We start from the raw sequence: 15,660 nt of genomic DNA, 5'->3' as shown, positions 1-15,660 counted from the left end.
TAATCTTTCTTTTATATAATGAAATGTATGTATGGACAGAGAAAATGGCAAAAGCCATTTTCTTTTTGTTGTATAAATCGTAATCATTCTTTTTATATTGATTAAAGGTGGAAAGATTCATGGCAAAGCCAATTATTGAAATGAAGGACATTTCGTACTCGTATGGACAGCGAAATGTCATTGATCACATTCATTTAACAGTAGAGGAAGGGAACTTTCTAGCACTTGTTGGACCGAATGGATCTGGTAAAACAACCTTATTAAAATGCCTGCTTGGGCTCATTAAACCACAGCAAGGTGAATTAAAGCTATTTGGCACGCCTGCGTCAAAATTTAGAGACTGGGATCAAATTGGATTTGTTTCTCAAAAGGCGAATAGTTTTAATACGGGTTTCCCTGCTTCTGTTTACGAGGTCGTTGCAAGTGGATTGACGGCGAAAATTGGTTTATTCAAACGAATGAGCAAGCAGGACAAATGGCAAGTTGAGGATGCCATTCGCTCAGTTGGCATACAAGATTTAAAGCACCAAAACATCGGTGAACTTTCAGGCGGTCAGCAGCAACGTGCTTTTATTGCCCGTGCGCTCGTCAGTCAGCCAAAGCTGCTCATTTTAGATGAACCGACGGTTGGTGTAGACCAGCGGACAGTAGAAGGCTTTTATCAGCTGCTCGAAACATTGAACAAAGAAAAAGGAATGTCTTTAATTCTCGTTACACACGACGTTGGCACCGTTTCTGATAAAGTCACCCATGTGGCTTGCTTAAATCAGACACTTCATTTCCACGGGGATGCAGAAACGTTTGATTCAATGGATGATCAAGCGTTATCTCAATTTTACGGACATGACATTCAAGTGATTCATCACGACCATCACCATCATGGGGGACATGAATAATGCTATTTCCATTTTTTCATTATGAATTTTTACAAAATGCGTTTATCGCAGGAATGCTGATCGGCTTTATTGCGCCCTTACTTGGTGTATTTATCGTCGTGAGAAGGCTCTCGCTGATTGCAGATGCCCTCAGTCACGTATCACTTGCCGGTATTGCAGCAAGCTTATTCCTTGATAAAAAGTTTGGCCTCTTGACAGGGGTGAGCCCGCTGTACTTAGGGATGGCGTTTTCTGTTGCCGGTTCATTGTTTATTGAACGTCTGCGCTCCGTGTATAAGCATTATCAGGAGCTTGCGATTCCTATTATTTTATCAGGTGGTATCGGGATTTCCGTCATCTTCATTTCACTAGCGAATGGCTTTAATACCGATTTGTTTAGTTATTTGTTCGGAAGTGTCAGTGCGGTTTCGAGATTAGATCTTTGGATTATTGTTGGGATTTCACTCGTTGTTGTGTTAGTTGTCGTGCTTTTATATAAAGAATTGTTTTTACTTTCTTTTGATGAAGAGCATGCAAAGGCTTCTGGTATTTCAGCGAAATGGATTCATTTTATTTTTATCTTAGTCGTCGCACTCGTCATTGCGGCATCAATGCGTATCGTAGGCACACTGCTTGTCTCCGCGCTTATGACGCTTCCTGTTGCGGCAAGTATCCGTATTGCCAAAGGATTCAAACAGGCGATCTTCCTTTCGATCTTGTTCGGTGAATTGTCTGTATTGGCCGGATTAATCTTAAGCTATTATCTAGATTTAGCGCCAGGCGGAACCATTGTGATGCTGTCCATTTTGATTTTAATCGGATGTATTAGTATTGGAAAATTCAGAAGGGGGAATCATCATGAACGTACAAGAAGCGCTTGATTTATTAAAGGAAAAAGGCTACAAATATACAAGCAAACGTGAAGATATGCTTCAATTGTTTTCTGATTCTGATAAATATTTGACCGCTAAAAATGTGCTGACGGCACTAAGTGAAGACTACCCAGGTCTTAGCTTTGATACGATATATCGAAACTTATCGCTATATGAAGACTTAGGTATATTAGAAACAACGGAATTGTCAGGGGAGAAGCTTTTTCGTTTTAAATGCTCATTTTCTCATCACCACCATCACTTTATTTGTCTTGCATGCGGTAAAACAAAGGAGATCGATGCCTGTCCTATGGACAAGCTAGACGCCGATTTAGAGGATTATCACATTAGCGGACATAAATTCGAAATCTACGGAACGTGTCCTTCCTGCGAACCGAAGGAAGTTCACTCATGAAAAAGCCAGCCGCAGAGCTGGCTTTTTCTTTTGTCTTTTTGAAAACGTTTTACAAAGGGCGGCTGTTTCATTAAAATGAGAACAAGGTACGATGCAGCAATTTGCGTCTTTTGGAGTAAAGGGAGGGGTCAAAAGTGGCGTATTATGTCGTGTTCGATGTAGGCGGGACGAGAACAAAACATGGATTAATGGATCAGGATGGGGAGCTGGTCACGAGCGGTGACTATCAAACGAACTGCCGGCAGCTTGAACCGTTTTTAGAAGTTATGGCGGATGTGGTCAAGCAATATCAGAGAACGTCGGATGTCAGCGGAATCGCCATTAGTCTTCCGGGCTTTGTGGACAGTGAAACAGGTTATACAGAATTTGCAGGAGCCATCATCGCCTTAAATGGTCAAAATGTAAAAACACTTTTAGAAGAGAAAACATCTCTTCGTGTTGAAGTTGAAAATGATGCGAATTGTGCAGCTCTTGCAGAAAAATATAGTGGCCATGCGAAAGATTGTGACAGCTTTATTTGTATGACGATTGGCACAGGTGTTGGCGGTGGTCTTTTCGCTGGCGGTCAGCTTGTGCGCGGGGCTTCCTTCCGCGGCGGTGAATTTGGCATGATGCTGACAGAGACAGAAAATGGACAATTTACAACACTCAACAGCAGTGCTTCAACGGCTGGATTAATTCGCAGCTATAAAGAAAAGCAAGGAATTCCGCAAAGTACTCAAATAGACGGTCAAGAAATTTTTGAAAAGGCAAAGCACGATCCGTCCATTGAGAAGCTGGTGGATCAGTGGTACAAGCGAATCGCTATTGGTATTTACAATGTAGCAACTGTCCTTAATCCAGAGAAAATCCTCATTGGAGGCGGCGTAAGTGCAAGACCGGATTTACTATCAAGCATTGAGAAACATTTACATACACTGCATGCGTGGAAGAACATTCAGGTGAAGCTGGAAACGTGCCACTACTTGAATCAGGCAGGCATGAAGGGAGCACTGTACCATTTTCTCATGAAAGAAGGTCAGCTTGTTCCATCAAAAAAGCCGATACATTAAGGGTTTTCAACTATGCTGAAATGAAGCCAAAGAGATAAAATAAAGATCATTTTATCTCTTTGTGCGCAATCAAAAGCCGATACATTAGCGTATCGGCTTTTCTGTATTAATAAACAGTTTCAAAACGCTGCTCGTATTGTTTAATCCATTGAGATGCTTCCTGCCAGTTGTTGACGCGTATAATCCTGTCATCAATGGGCATTTGATTATATGGGGAGTTAAAAAGAATAACCGGTATGTCAGCCTCTTTTGCAATCATTGTGGCATTCCCATGATGATCCTCGAAAAACACATCAATCTTGTGCTTTTGCACAGCTTCGAGCTTATGATGACCGCCAACCAGCTCAATGTCATCATAGGGCACGTGATGTTTGTGAAACCACTCGTAGGTGATATCCGCATGATGCTGCCTTCTCGCTGTAATATAGATCAGCCTGTGTTGATGTTTCATTTGATCAAGAATCTCTTTTGCGTCCTTAGCAGGCTTTGCCTGTTTATATATATGAGGCTCATGCTGATTCATCCAGCCCCAAAACTCTTCTTGAGAAATATTTAAAAGCTTCGTCAAATCATATTCTGTCATATCATCTAGTGTTATGGCACATTGGAACGACTCATTTAAATAGGGAACAAAGGTATCCTGCGCCGTCACTGTGCCATCTATATCAATTCCTAAACGTAACATGCCCACACTCCTCATTTTTATACTCTTAAAGTGTAACATAATCAATTCACAATTCCAGCAAGTTTTAGCAAACATGAAACAGACATTTTTGCTCATACTAAAAAAGCTCCTTTCTATTAACCAAAAGGGGGAATTGATCATGGAAAGAGACGAAGATTTCAGAAGAAATGATCGTGAAATCGACACACACTTTAGTAATGATGATGGCTATCTAGAGGAAACAGCTGCTGAAATTGCAGAGCCATATCAGGCTTCAAGAGATCGAGTAGACAGACGAGAACGTGACCAAGCAGGTGACGATTCAGGCAGTAAGGGGATAGGCTATACAGCACTCGCGATTGCGATTATCTCGTTATTTGTCTTGCCGGTGCTATTAGGAGTAGCGGCAATCGTCGTTGGTTATATTGCAAGAAGAAAAGGAGCACATGCGCTTGGCGCATGGTCAATCGGGATCGGAATTGTTTCCGTCATCCTTGGCATATTTATCACCCCGTTCTTTTAACAAGAACAGAAAAACGCCTGACAGTGACGTCAGGCGTTTTTTGTTATGCGTTGGCTTTTGCTTTTTCAGCTTCCATTTTTGCATAATGCTCTTCAGCGATTTTATCGATTTCTTTTTTCAGTTCTTCAACCATTGTTTCTTCTGGCACTTTACGAACAATTTCACCTTTACGGAACAATAGGCCTTCGCCTCTAGCTCCAGCAATTCCGATATCAGCTTCACGCGCTTCACCTGGACCGTTTACAGCGCAGCCAAGAACAGCTACTTTAATCGGTGCTTTAATCGTGGAGATATATTCTTCGACTTCATTTGCAATGCTTATGAGGTCGATTTCAATTCGGCCGCAAGTTGGGCAAGAGATCAGTGTGGCTGCATTTGATGCAAGACCAAATGATTTCAACAGTTCACGTGCTACTTTTACTTCCTCAACTGGATCAGCACTTAATGAAATGCGGAGTGTATTCCCAATCCCCATATTCAAAATAGCGCCGAGACCAGCTGCACTTTTGACCGTACCTGCAAATAATGTACCTGATTCTGTAATTCCAAGGTGAAGAGGGTAGTCAAACGCTTTTGCTGCTTTTTCGTACGCCTCAATAGCTAGGTTGACATCAGATGCTTTCATGCTGACGATGATATCATGAAAATCTAGATCTTCTAGAATTTTAATGTGGTGCAGTGCACTTTCGACCATACCATCTGCTGTTGGGTAGCCGTATTTATCAAGAATTTTTTTCTCTAATGAACCAGCGTTTACCCCAATACGGATTGGAATGCCTTTTTCTTTTGCTGCTTTTACAACCGCTTCGACTTTTTCTCGTCTTCCGATGTTTCCTGGGTTGATTCGAATTTTGTCTGCACCTGCTTCAATGGCCTTCAGTGCAAGCTTGTAGTCAAAATGAATATCGACAACAAGCGGGATGTTGATTTGTTTTTTTATGTCTGCAATCGCATTTGCTGCACGCTCGTCTGGGCATGCGACACGCACGATTTGACAGCCTGCTTCTTCAAGACGCTTAATTTCAGCTACTGTCGCTTCGACATCATGTGTTTTGGTTGTTGCCATACTTTGAATGACAACCTCATTATTTCCACCTATAGTTAAAGGTCCCACTTTGACGGGACGCGTTTTAGTACGATGTGTGACTTCACTCACTTGTCAATCGCTCCTTAGTGTACAAGCAATCATTTGCCATGTACGTCTTGTTTTACAGTTCATATTGTAACAGTCTCTTTGTATGAATGACAAGGAATTAACGTTTTATCTCTTATATACCGGAAACTTATATGTGCTGCCTGCCCGAATTTCGTTTGCTTTGACGCCTTGATTCAGCTCTTCAAAATCCTCAATGACTTCATCAAGTGGCTTGCTTGTATGGACGATAGAGACGACGGTTTCACCTTGTTTCACCGTGACCTTCTTATATGCTTTTTTCTCAGGTGTTTGAAAGGCATTTGCAGGGACAGCTGGACCTTCTTCAACAGGGATGGTGCCATTTTTTAAATCAAAAAAGATAATAAAAAGGACAAACAAACTGATTAGCAAAAAAATAATACGCCGCATTTCACTCACCGCTTTTAAGAGTTTACTTCAGTCTATGCATGTCCTGAAATGATAGAACCAACATGAGGAGAAAAGGTGAAAAGGGAGGTTCTAGTTCGTTCTAGTGAGTCTTGTATTGAATTTACGCTCGGCGATGCTTTTTCAAGCTTCTATCACCATTATGATAAAATAAAAACAGGGGGAAAGTTTATGAAGAAAATCAGTCAGCAGATATATGTGAGAGCGCTAACAGAAGAAGATGCACAGCCACTACTTACACTTGAGCTTGAGAATCGCTCCTATTTTCAGCAATTTACACCTTTGGTTAAAGACGATTTTTTCACGTTATCTCGTCAAATTGAACGAATTCAGCGCAGTGTGGAAAGGTGCTCAAAGGATGAAGCCTACATGCACGGTATTTTCTTAAATGAAACAGATGACTTAATTGGGACAATCTCATTAAGTTCTGTCGTTAGAGGCCCGGTAGAAGGAGCTTGGCTAGGGTATGTACTTGATGAAAAGCATGGCGGTAAAGGGTATATGACAGAAGCCATTCGTTTAATCATTGATTATGCCTTTGATGAACTGCACCTTCATCGTATTGGAGCTGGAGTAAAGCCGAGTAATATAGGTTCTATTCGTGTACTTGAAAAGACAGGTTTTGAAAATGAGGGATTGAATCGTAAAAAAGTAAAGATTAATGGTGTGTGGGAAGATCATTATTTGTTTGCGATCATTCATCCAGATGAATCATAGAGCATGAACATACATAAAAAGCTCCTCCAAGTTGGGGGAGCTTTCATTTACTCATTAACTTTTGACAAGTGGTTTATGTTTAGCGGGTATTTCCTTTACGACGAGATATAAGAAGATAAAGTTAATGATCCAATTTAATAAAAATGAGTTCGCAACAGGCGTGTTTAATGCACTCATGATAGCGAAAAAGACCGTTGTTAATGTGAGTGAATAAGCGGAGAGCTTCCATAGCATTTGGAAAGACAGCTCTTTTTGCTGCATGCGTTTAATAAATGTACCAAGCATCGCAAGGAATGTTGCGCTAATGAACATGAGAGCCGCAGTTGATAGATACAGCAGCACCCAGATAACTGGGATAATAATCGCTTGATTCTGATTTGTGACGCGGGCGAGTTCGTCTTTTGTCAGCGTTCCGCCAAGCAGCTGGTATGGGATATCTGTCATTTGGCCATCAATGGCGATCACTGCTTTTTCTTTTAATAATGCGATGGCCGTTTGCTTTGATTCAAGCTCACTTGCTTTTATTTTTTCAGCAGGATCAAAGATGATCGTAATGCCGTTTTCTTCTTTTTCTATCGGTGCACTTTGATCCGCTTGAAGCTTTCCTTTTTCGATTGAGAAATCAGGTAAATCTTTTTTGATCACATGCTGAAATCCTGACATCGCATTCGAGATCTCTTGACTCATATGATAACCCTGAGGAACTGCTGCGATGATCGAAAGGATAAAAATGAATAAAATCGCTTTGCCAATCCCTGTAAACCGTGCTTTAGCAATATCTTTTGGTGAATAAATGCCTTTTAACAATAGTTTAAATACGTTCAATCAATTCACTTCCTACATTCTTTTCTATTTCTCATATTGTATCAATGTCTATCTATCAAGTACAAGTATGGCCTTCATCGCTGGTTAAGATAGATGGAATGAGGCATAATGTATACAGCATATAAAAAGGAGGCGGCAGTAACTTGGACGTGCTGTATTGGATTCTGGTTATCTGTGCATTTATCATTGCGTTTGTTGGACTTGTTTATCCAATTATCCCTAGCGTGGTCTTTATGGTTCTCGGATTTATTCTATATGGTTTCTTTTTCAGCTTCGAGCCGCTTACACTGACGTTCTGGCTCATTCAAGCCGTGTTTACCGCGGTATTATTTGCGGCAGATTATGTCTCAAACCTCATTGGGGTCAAGCGTTTTGGCGGCAGTCGTGCAGCTATTTGGGGAAGCACCATTGGGTTATTAACCGGTCCTTTTGTGATTCCCATTGCAGGAATTATCATTGGTCCATTTATCGGAAGTGTCATTGCAGAGCTCCTTGTTCATCAAAAAGATGTGAAGACGAGTGTGAAAGTGGGATTAGGCTCATTAATCGGGTTTATATCAGGTGTATTTGCCAAAGGATTGATTCAAGCGCTGATGCTGGGCATCTTTTTATTTTATGTCCTTCGCTAAATAGAAAAAGGGAGTTTAAAACTTTTTCTAAAGGGCTAAATACAAAATAAACACTGAAATGTTTCAGATCATGAGCAATAACATTGAAACAAGCCCATTCTTTTGATACTCTTTGAGTAGGTTGAATTGCTTGCTTACGACCTAAGGAAGCATTTCAGTACATACATTTCTAAGGAGGAATTTAACCATGGCTTTTAAACTTCCAGAATTACCATATGCTTACGATGCATTAGAACCACATATCGACAAGGAAACAATGACGATTCACCACACAAAACACCACAACACATACGTAACAAACTTAAACAAAGCAATCGAAGGTGTATCAGCTCTTGAAGATCAATCAATCGAAGAGCTAGTGGCTAACCTAAACTCTGTGCCTGAAAACATTCGTACAGCTGTACGTAACAATGGCGGAGGACATGCTAACCACTCATTATTCTGGACGCTTCTTTCACCAAACGGTGGCGGCGCACCGACTGGTGAACTTGCAGATGCAATCGAAAAAGAATTAGGCGGATTTGAAAAATTCAAATCTGATTTCGCTGCAGCAGCTGCAGGACGCTTTGGTTCTGGTTGGGCATGGCTTGTTGTGAACAATGGCAAACTTGAAATCACAAGCACGCCAAACCAAGATTCTCCTTTAACTGAAGGAAAAACACCAATTCTAGGACTTGACGTTTGGGAGCATGCTTACTACCTAAACTACCAAAACCGTCGTCCTGATTACATTTCAGCTTTCTGGAATGTTGTGAACTGGGATGAAGTGGCTCGCCTTTACAGCGAAGCTAAATAAATCATTCGATTTGAAAAGACCTGCTCTTTAGAGAAGCAGGTCTTTTTATATTTTCCCTCCTTTTTTTACATATCTGCCTTTTGATGAGACAGACTATTGTGTAGAAAAGGAGAATGAAATATATGAGCAGATTAAAGAAAATGTTCGGGGACATGGATGTTACAAAAGATTTAATGCTCCTCCTCACGATTGGCGGATTATATGCACTTGCCATTGCGCTTTCAAATACGTTTGTAAACGTGTATTTATGGAAACAGTCTGGGAAATTCACGGATCTTGCAATTTACAATCTGGCTATTGTTGTGCTTCAGCCCATTACGTTTTTATTCGCAGGCCGGCTCGCTAAAAAAATAGACCGGGCTTTTGTCCTTCGTTTCGGCGTTATCTTTTTAGCCGCTTTTTACTTAATTGTCTTAATGGCAGGAGAGCAAGCGGCCGCGCGGCTTGTTTTATTAGGGAGTGTCCTTGGGATCGGCTATGGTTTTTACTGGCTTGCTTTTAACGTACTTACCTTTGAGATCACTGAGCCTGAAACAAGAGATTTCTTTAATGGGTTTCTCGGAGTGCTGTCATCTACTGCTGGCATGATCGGTCCTCTCATTGCGGGGATTGTCATTTCTCAATTAACGGATGATACAGGCTATACGGTGATTTTCACGTTATCGCTTTTTTTGTTTTCACTAGCGGTTGTGATGAGCTTTTTCCTCAAGAGAAGGCAGTCAAAAGGGAAATTTATCATCAAGCAAATATGGAAAGAACGCCATGCCGACGAGAATTGGCGTAAGATTACAACAGCTCACTTTTTTCAAGGGCTTCGTGAAGGGGTCTTTGTCTTCTTAATCAGTGTCTTTGTGTTTATTGCAACAAACAGTGAGCTTGCTCTCGGGACGTTTGGTTTAGTGAACTCAGGTGTTGCCTTTTTCGCTTATTTCTTCGCTACACGTTTGATTAAGAAAAAATGGCGAAAGAAAGCCATTATGCTTGGCGGGCTGATTTTATACGGCGCCTTGTTCTTAATCGTCTTTCACTTGTCCTATGTATCACTTCTCATGTATGCGGTAGCCATTGCGATAGGATACCCGCTTCTGCTTGTTCCATATGTATCCTTAACATACGATGTTATCGGTCATGCAAGGTATGCAAGGAAAGCCCGAATTGAATATATTGTGGTCAGGGAGCTGTTTTTAAATGCTGGCCGTATTTGTTCCATTGTGTTGTTTCTTCTGTCTGTCACCTTACTGGGTGATGAGCTCGGAATTCCTGCTTCTCTTGTTGTGCTTGGAGCGGGACACACACTCATTTATTATTTTGTAAAAGATATTCATTTAAAAGAAAAAACAGCTGATATGAAAGAGACTGACGGTCAAAAGCCAGTTTCTCACACGAACCTTATTAAGGGAGAAAGGTAAAATTTCTTACCAATGGAACATCAAATTTCTAGATAAATAATAGAAAAACCGCTAAAATGATGATGGCACCTTTTATACACAAAAAGGGGTGCCATTTCTTTCTTGATAGAAAAGGTGATGTGATGAGAAACAAGAAAAACAAAAAAGACGCAAAGGAAGGGCGCAAAACACTTCCACTCCGGCTGAATTTACTATTTTTAGCTGCGTTTATTATTTTTACCGGTGTTGTTGTGAGACTCGGATTTGTACAAATTGTCAATGGAGAAGATTATAAAAAGCAGGCAGAAAAACAAGAAGATGTGAATGTCAGCTCATCTGCTCCACGCGGAAAAATTTACGATCGAAACTATAATACGATTGTCAGTAATAAAGCGCTAAATGCCATTACATATACGAGAACCTCGACGACTTCACAAGAAGAGCGGCTCAAAGTGGCTACAAAATTAGCGGATATGATTCATGTGAGTACGAAAAAAATCACAGATCGTGACAAAAAAGATTTCTGGATTTTAACGCATCCGAATGAAGCGAAAAAGCTTGTTCAAAAGGAATCGAAATTAAAGGGTGACGATAAGGTCGCTGATGATAAATTATATGAGCTTCAGCTGAAACGCATCACGGACAAGGAATTAAATCAACTGACGAAAAAAGACTTACAAGTGCTTGCGATTAAAAGACAGATGGATGCAGGTTATGCACTTACGCCTCAATTCATTAAAAATGATGATGTGAAGCCAAGCGAAATTGCTTACGTCTCTGAGCATTTGGACGAGCTGCCAGGTGTGGATGTCACAACAGACTGGTCACGCAGCTATCCGTATAAAGGACTGCTCCGCAGTATGCTCGGCAGTGTGTCCTCAAGTGATGAAGGACTTCCGCAGTCACTTCTTGAACATTATTTATCGCTCGGCTACAGCCGAAATGATCGTGTAGGAAAAAGCTATCTAGAATATCAATATGAAGATGTCCTGCAAGGCCAAAAGGAAAAAGAACAGAGCACAACTGATAAAGAGGGCAATGTGACAAGCTCTAAAGTGCTAACAGAAGGAAAGAGCGGGAAAGACCTTGTGCTCACCATCGATATTCAGCTGCAAAAAGCGGTTGAAAAAATCGTTGAAAAGAACTTGAGAAGTGCGAAACAAAGAGGCGGCACAGAGCTTCTTGATCGCGCATTTGTTGTCATGATGGACCCGAGAAATGGAGAAGTTCTCTCCGTAGCGGGGAAACAGATTTCAAATAAAAACGGAAAATATAAATTTGATGACTACGCATTAGGAACGATGACATCATCCTATGCGATGGGCTCAGCTGTCAAAGGGGCAACTGTACTGACGGGATATAAAACAGGCGTGCTTCACATAGGAAGTACCCAGTACGATGAACCGCTATATATCGCGCAGTCACCGCCAAAGAAATCCTATCAAAATATGGGACTCATTAATGATTTAACGGCACTCGAGCGTTCATCTAACGTGTATATGTTTAAAACAGCGATTGCCGTTGGAAAAGGGGAGTATCGTAAGAACCAGCCGCTCCCAATCGATCCGAAAGCTTTTGATACATTCCGTTATAATTTCAGTAAATTTGGTCTCGGTGTCAAAACAGGGATTGACCTGCCAAACGAAGCGACAGGCTACCGGGGAACGTCTACACAATCTGGTCTCCTGCTTGACTATGCAATTGGACAGTATGATACGTTTACACCGCTGCAAATGGCGCAATACGTTTCAACGGTTGCAAATGGCGGATATCGTTTACGTCCGCAGCTTGTTAAAGAAGTGAGAGAGCCAGATCCGCAGCGCGGCATTGGTGCTGTAACAGAATCCGTCAAACCGGACGTATTGAATAAGCTAGACATGACGAGTGATGAGATCAAGCGTGTTCAGCAAGGCTTCAAGCTTGTTATGCAGAACCCACGAGGGACAGCCTATTCGAACTTTGGCAACAAAAAATACAACCCGGCTGGCAAAACAGGGACCGCTCAATCATTCTATGACGGCCCAATTAAAAGCAAACGCGGCACACCAACGTATAACACCACTCTTGTTGCGTATGCGCCTGCTGATAATCCAGAAGTGGCCATTTCCGTCGTTGTACCGTGGGTGTATCAAGACTACAACCAGCGCTATCCAATTACAAATGATATCGGTGAACAAGTATTAGACAAGTACTTTGAGCTGAAATCAAAACAGGAAAGCAATGATACACAAGCGAAGAACAAAAATAAAATTGAAAATGAAGCAGAAACAAATGACTAGACCTTTTCTAGGTAAAAACGCTCACTTTTTGTGGGCGTTTTTTTTACGTTTTCTTCAAATTTTTCGAGATAAATTGACAAAATGCATAAAAAACATCGCAAGATCTCTACAAAACTTCGACATTTACAAAACCTTAACATTCCATTTAAACGAAATTAATAAAGAACCTTTAATGTATTACTCGTAGGACAAATTATTCAGGGGGTATTCTTGAAATGAAAAAGAACAAATTATGGCTGCTTACTTTCCTTACTATCGCATTGTTAGCATTCGTCACAGCATGCGGAAACAGCAGCTCAAGCGGAGATTCAAAAGACAGTAAAGGAAATGCTTCAAACAAAGATGAGGCATCAGGTTCCATTACCATCTCAGGATCATCTGCGATGCAGCCTTTAGTTCTTGCGGCAGCAGAAAAATTCATGGATAAACATCCAAAAGCCGATATTCAAGTGCAAGCCGGCGGTTCAGGAACTGGACTTTCTCAAGTTTCAGAAGGATCTGTACAAATTGGTAACTCAGATGTATTCGCAGAAGAGAAAGACGGAATCGACGCAAAAGCTTTAACAGACCACAAAGTAGCAGTTGTTGGAATGGCCGCAGCTGTAAACCCTGAAGTTGGTGTCAAAGACATCACAAAGGACGAATTGAAAAAAATCTTCACTGGTAAAATCAAAAACTGGAAAGAGCTTGGCGGGAAAGACCAAAAAATCACTCTTGTGAACAGACCTGACTCTTCAGGAACTCGTGCAACATTTGTGAAGTATGCACTTGATGGTGCAACACCTGCAGAAGGAATCACAGAAGATTCTTCAAACACAGTGAAAAAACTGATTGCAGAAACACCAGGTGCGATTGGATACCTAGCATTCTCTTATTTAACAGATGACAAAATAACACCGCTTAGCATTGATGGTGTGAAACCGGAAGAAAGCAATGTAGAAAGCGGTAAATATACAATTTGGGCTTACGAGCATTCTTATACAAAAGGTGAGCCGGATGGTCTAGCAAAACAATTCTTAGATTACCTCATGAGTGATGAAGTACAAAAAGAAATCGTCAAAGACCAAGGTTACATCTCAGTTTCTAATATGAAAGTAGAAAGAGACGCAACAGGCAAACAAACAGATAAGTAAGAGGTCTTGAATTGCTGATGAAGGAAAAGTGGAGCTTTTCACTTTTCCTTTTATGACATTCATAGGAGTGTAGAAAAAGATGAAGCAGATAGAACATACAGAAGCGAGCGATCGACTGATCAGCTCGAAGAAAAATAGGCAAATGGATGAAGTAAGAGGAAGTATTTTGGTGAGATTTTGCGCATTCTTAATGATTGCTGTATCAATCGCCATTACCATCTTCCTTGGCATTAAGGGTTTACAATCTTTCATCGTAAATGGTGTAAGCCCAATTGAGTTCTTAACCAGTATCAATTGGAACCCAACAGCAGAAAACCCGCAGTACGGTGCATTTCCGTTTATCTTTGGATCAATCGCCGTCACGCTCCTATCGGCACTCATTGCAGCGCCGCTAGGCATCGCAGGCGCCATCTTTATGACAGAAATTGCACCTGCTTGGGGACGTAAAATCCTCCAGCCAGTCATTGAATTGCTTGTAGGGATTCCATCCGTTGTTTACGGATTCATAGGTCTTACAGTATTGGTGCCGTTTATCGGACATTTCAAGTCAAGCGGCTCAGGACATAGCGTGCTAGCAGGAACGATTGTCCTGTCTATTATGATCCTGCCAACCGTTACATCCATTGCGACTGATGCAATGGGTTCACTACCAAAAAGTTTACGTGAGGGATCGTACGCATTAGGCGCAACAAGATGGCAAACGATTAGACGTGTGCTTGTCCCGGCAGCTCTGCCAACATTAATGACAGCGGTCGTGCTCGGCATGGCTAGAGCATTTGGAGAAGCCCTTGCTGTACAGATGGTCATTGGAAACACGCGTAATTTACCAGAGAGCATTATGGATACAGCTGGTACATTAACAACCATTATTACGTTAAACATGGGTCACACAACGTATGGAAGTGTTGAAAACAATACACTTTGGTCAATGGGACTTGTCCTTCTAGTTGTATCATTTATGTTCATACTTATTATTAGATACTTGTCGTCTAGGAGGAAGATTTAATGAATAGCAAAATGACCGATCGTTTTGCCACGTTTGTTTTTGGATTATGTGCTGCCATTATTACGGCAATCCTCGTTGGTTTGTTTTCTTATATCATTTTCAATGGTGCAAAAGAATTAAACTTTGACTTTTTGACCACTCGCTCAAGTGCGATTGGCTCTGGCGGCGGCATCAGGGATCAGCTGTTTAACTCGTTTTATATTTTGTTTATTACGATGCTGATCACAGTCCCGCTTGGCGTCGGCGGGGGAGTGTATATGGCAGAGTATGCACCTCAAAACAAAGTCACAGATTTTATTCGTACATGTATTGAAGTGCTGTCTTCACTTCCGTCTATCGTCATTGGGATGTTTGGTTTACTCATGTTTGTGAATTTAACAGGCTGGGGCTATACGATCATTGGAGGAGCTCTTGCGCTCACTGTGTTTAACCTGCCGGTGATGGTCAGGGTGACAGAAGATGCGCTGCGCTCTGTACCGAAGGATCAAAAGGAAGCATCACTTGCGCTTGGTGTAACGAAGTGGCACACAGTCAAAACGGTCCTTATTCCAGGTGCGCTTCCGTCTATAATCACTGGTGCGATTTTAGCATCAGGAAGAGTCTTTGGTGAGGCGGCTGCCCTTCTTTTTACAGCAGGTCTCTCCACACCGCGCCTTGATTTCACAAACTGGAGTCCTTTTTCTGATACGTCACCGCTGAATGTGTTTAGACCGGCAGAAACATTAGCCGTTCATATATGGAACGTCAATACACAAGGAATCATTCCAGATGCAGAAGCCATTGCAAATGGTGCATCAGCTGTACTTGTGCTTTCAGTCTTATTGTTCAATTTAGCAGCTAGATGGCTTGGTTCATTTATTCATAAAAAGCTTACGTCAAAATAATGTGAGAGAGGTGTGAAGGG

At 41.4% G+C, this 15,660-nt stretch carries 17 protein-coding genes; 13 read left to right on the top strand and 4 right to left on the bottom strand.

Features of this window, described 5'->3' with window-relative positions:
- The first annotated feature begins 119 nt into the window (after positions 1-119).
- The 4 genes from GKC25_RS11025 (at position 120) to GKC25_RS11010 (ending at position 3,214) form a co-directional block, all read left to right on the top strand.
- Positions 120-896 carry a metal ABC transporter ATP-binding protein gene (locus tag GKC25_RS11025; protein ID WP_095285396.1) on the top strand — a complete coding sequence of 259 codons (777 nt, stop codon included), beginning with the start codon at positions 120-122 and terminating at the stop codon, positions 894-896.
- Positions 896-1,756 carry a metal ABC transporter permease gene (locus tag GKC25_RS11020; RefSeq protein WP_060596671.1) on the top strand — a complete coding sequence of 287 codons (861 nt, stop codon included), beginning with the start codon at positions 896-898 and terminating at the stop codon, positions 1,754-1,756. Before GKC25_RS11025 ends, GKC25_RS11020 begins: the two co-directional genes overlap by 1 nt.
- On the top strand, positions 1,734-2,162 hold the full coding sequence (locus tag GKC25_RS11015) for a Fur family transcriptional regulator (RefSeq protein WP_012010595.1): 429 nt from the start codon (positions 1,734-1,736) through the stop codon (positions 2,160-2,162). Before GKC25_RS11020 ends, GKC25_RS11015 begins: the two co-directional genes overlap by 23 nt.
- 134 nt (positions 2,163-2,296) lie before the next feature.
- Positions 2,297-3,214, top strand: a complete 918-nt coding sequence (locus GKC25_RS11010) for an ROK family protein (RefSeq protein WP_034661322.1) — start codon at positions 2,297-2,299, stop codon at positions 3,212-3,214.
- 106 nt (positions 3,215-3,320) lie between these two features.
- Here GKC25_RS11010 and GKC25_RS11005 read toward each other — a convergent pair whose 3' ends face one another.
- Positions 3,321-3,899 carry a 5' nucleotidase, NT5C type gene (locus GKC25_RS11005; protein WP_187703967.1) on the bottom strand — a complete coding sequence of 193 codons (579 nt, stop codon included), beginning with the start codon at positions 3,897-3,899 and terminating at the stop codon, positions 3,321-3,323.
- Between the two features lie 139 nt (positions 3,900-4,038).
- Between GKC25_RS11005 and GKC25_RS11000 the strand changes: the two genes are divergently transcribed.
- On the top strand, positions 4,039-4,401 hold the full coding sequence (locus GKC25_RS11000; protein WP_034661320.1) for a DUF308 domain-containing protein: 363 nt from the start codon (positions 4,039-4,041) through the stop codon (positions 4,399-4,401).
- A 43-nt stretch (positions 4,402-4,444) separates the two neighbouring features.
- Here GKC25_RS11000 and ispG read toward each other — a convergent pair whose 3' ends face one another.
- Both ispG and GKC25_RS10990 read right to left on the bottom strand, forming a co-directional pair.
- Positions 4,445-5,557, bottom strand: a complete 1,113-nt coding sequence (gene ispG, locus GKC25_RS10995; protein WP_034661319.1) for a flavodoxin-dependent (E)-4-hydroxy-3-methylbut-2-enyl-diphosphate synthase — start codon at positions 5,555-5,557, stop codon at positions 4,445-4,447.
- A gap of 105 nt (positions 5,558-5,662) precedes the next feature.
- A complete protein-coding gene (locus GKC25_RS10990; RefSeq protein WP_034661318.1) occupies positions 5,663-5,965 on the bottom strand; it encodes a hypothetical protein in 303 nt (100 codons plus the stop codon).
- Positions 5,966-6,154: 189 nt separating this feature from the next.
- Between GKC25_RS10990 and GKC25_RS10985 the strand changes: the two genes are divergently transcribed.
- A complete protein-coding gene (locus GKC25_RS10985) occupies positions 6,155-6,700 on the top strand; it encodes a GNAT family protein (RefSeq protein WP_342689793.1) in 546 nt (181 codons plus the stop codon).
- 54 nt (positions 6,701-6,754) lie between these two features.
- Here GKC25_RS10985 and GKC25_RS10980 read toward each other — a convergent pair whose 3' ends face one another.
- On the bottom strand, positions 6,755-7,525 hold the full coding sequence (locus GKC25_RS10980; protein ID WP_034661315.1) for a DUF1189 domain-containing protein: 771 nt from the start codon (positions 7,523-7,525) through the stop codon (positions 6,755-6,757).
- Positions 7,526-7,668: 143 nt separating this feature from the next.
- On the opposite strand from GKC25_RS10980, the gene GKC25_RS10975 reads away from it, so the two are divergent.
- From GKC25_RS10975 to pstA, 7 genes are all read left to right on the top strand, one after another.
- Positions 7,669-8,154: a DUF456 domain-containing protein gene (locus GKC25_RS10975; RefSeq protein WP_034661313.1), complete on the top strand. Its 486-nt coding sequence runs from the start codon at positions 7,669-7,671 to the stop codon at positions 8,152-8,154.
- 187 nt (positions 8,155-8,341) lie between these two features.
- Positions 8,342-8,950 (top strand): superoxide dismutase SodA, encoded by a 609-nt coding sequence (gene sodA / locus GKC25_RS10970; RefSeq protein ID WP_007501264.1) that lies wholly within the window; start codon positions 8,342-8,344, stop codon positions 8,948-8,950.
- 122 nt (positions 8,951-9,072) lie between these two features.
- Positions 9,073-10,359: an MFS transporter gene (locus GKC25_RS10965; protein WP_034661312.1), complete on the top strand. Its 1,287-nt coding sequence runs from the start codon at positions 9,073-9,075 to the stop codon at positions 10,357-10,359.
- Between the two features lie 122 nt (positions 10,360-10,481).
- Entirely contained in the window at positions 10,482-12,617 is a 2,136-nt protein-coding gene (locus GKC25_RS10960; RefSeq protein ID WP_034661311.1) for a peptidoglycan D,D-transpeptidase FtsI family protein, read from the top strand.
- A 215-nt stretch (positions 12,618-12,832) separates the two neighbouring features.
- Positions 12,833-13,750, top strand: a complete 918-nt coding sequence (locus tag GKC25_RS10955; RefSeq protein WP_034661310.1) for a phosphate ABC transporter substrate-binding protein — start codon at positions 12,833-12,835, stop codon at positions 13,748-13,750.
- 79 nt (positions 13,751-13,829) lie between these two features.
- The gene (gene pstC / locus GKC25_RS10950; RefSeq protein ID WP_003217329.1) at positions 13,830-14,756 is read left to right on the top strand and encodes a phosphate ABC transporter permease subunit PstC; all 927 of its coding nucleotides are present in this window, start codon (positions 13,830-13,832) and stop codon (positions 14,754-14,756) included.
- Positions 14,756-15,640 (top strand): phosphate ABC transporter permease PstA, encoded by an 885-nt coding sequence (pstA, locus tag GKC25_RS10945; protein ID WP_034661309.1) that lies wholly within the window; start codon positions 14,756-14,758, stop codon positions 15,638-15,640. The genes pstC and pstA overlap by 1 nt, the downstream gene beginning before the upstream one ends.
- Positions 15,641-15,660 lie beyond the last annotated feature (20 nt).

It is taken from the genome of Bacillus pumilus, from assembly GCF_038738535.1.
Classification (GTDB): domain Bacteria; phylum Bacillota; class Bacilli; order Bacillales; family Bacillaceae; genus Bacillus.
Note: the sequence above shows the minus strand (reverse complement) of the source record. Positions and strands in the feature narration are given on the sequence as shown.

Coding starts and splice junctions, on each gene's coding strand:
- GKC25_RS10955 (WP_034661310.1), top strand. CDS start 12,833: ATGAAAAAGAACAAATTATGGCTGCTTACTTTCCTTACTATCGCATTG.
- GKC25_RS11000 (WP_034661320.1), top strand. CDS start 4,039: ATGGAAAGAGACGAAGATTTCAGAAGAAATGATCGTGAAATCGACACA.
- GKC25_RS10960 (WP_034661311.1), top strand. CDS start 10,482: ATGAGAAACAAGAAAAACAAAAAAGACGCAAAGGAAGGGCGCAAAACA.
- pstA (WP_034661309.1), top strand. CDS start 14,756: ATGAATAGCAAAATGACCGATCGTTTTGCCACGTTTGTTTTTGGATTA.
- GKC25_RS10965 (WP_034661312.1), top strand. CDS start 9,073: ATGAGCAGATTAAAGAAAATGTTCGGGGACATGGATGTTACAAAAGAT.
- GKC25_RS11005 (WP_187703967.1), bottom strand. CDS start 3,899: ATGTTACGTTTAGGAATTGATATAGATGGCACAGTGACGGCGCAGGAT.
- pstC (WP_003217329.1), top strand. CDS start 13,830: ATGAAGCAGATAGAACATACAGAAGCGAGCGATCGACTGATCAGCTCG.
- GKC25_RS11020 (WP_060596671.1), top strand. CDS start 896: ATGCTATTTCCATTTTTTCATTATGAATTTTTACAAAATGCGTTTATC.
- GKC25_RS10985 (WP_342689793.1), top strand. CDS start 6,155: ATGAAGAAAATCAGTCAGCAGATATATGTGAGAGCGCTAACAGAAGAA.
- GKC25_RS11025 (WP_095285396.1), top strand. CDS start 120: ATGGCAAAGCCAATTATTGAAATGAAGGACATTTCGTACTCGTATGGA.
- sodA (WP_007501264.1), top strand. CDS start 8,342: ATGGCTTTTAAACTTCCAGAATTACCATATGCTTACGATGCATTAGAA.
- GKC25_RS10990 (WP_034661318.1), bottom strand. CDS start 5,965: ATGCGGCGTATTATTTTTTTGCTAATCAGTTTGTTTGTCCTTTTTATT.
- GKC25_RS11015 (WP_012010595.1), top strand. CDS start 1,734: ATGAACGTACAAGAAGCGCTTGATTTATTAAAGGAAAAAGGCTACAAA.